This window comes from Helicobacter pylori SA213A, assembly GCF_000476275.1.
Classification (GTDB): domain Bacteria; phylum Campylobacterota; class Campylobacteria; order Campylobacterales; family Helicobacteraceae; genus Helicobacter; species Helicobacter pylori_CL.
Map to the genome: position 1 here is coordinate 1 of NZ_CBOM010000072.1, position 428 is coordinate 428.

Consider the following 428-nt stretch of genomic DNA (forward strand, 5'->3'; position numbering starts at 1 on the left):
CTACATCCTTTTACTATAACTATAACCCGCTTTTTCTACTTTTTTCTCGGTATTAGCAACTACTTTTATTTCTTTATTAATATCAGCAAATATTTTTTGAACGAACAAAAGGCTTTGAGAGGTTGAAAGGTGGGCCTGTGGGTCTGGTTTTAAACTCCTCATTTCAAGCATTTTAGCTTGAGCTTTAGAGCGTATTTTTAGATTTTCTTTTTGCCATTCTTCTGTAGCGTTAAAATCTCTAGGATCTAGTTCTAAATAAGCGATAGAACTTGGTTTATAAAAATCCACTTGTTTAGCGATAGCTTTTTGCGAATAGGGCAGAGATTCTAGCTCTTTTTGCAAATAAGCTATAAGCTCTTGCGCTTTTGATCCTCTTTGAGAGCGGGGTTGTTTAGAGTTTGGGAGGTGTTTTGGCTGGATAGGGGTTT

At 36.2% G+C, this 428-nt stretch carries 1 protein-coding gene; it reads right to left on the minus strand.

All coding sequences use genetic code 11. The features are described from left to right. On the minus strand, nucleotides 1-428 hold a 428-nt coding region (locus tag QT74_RS07950; RefSeq protein WP_033765940.1), incomplete at its 5' end, for a DUF874 family protein.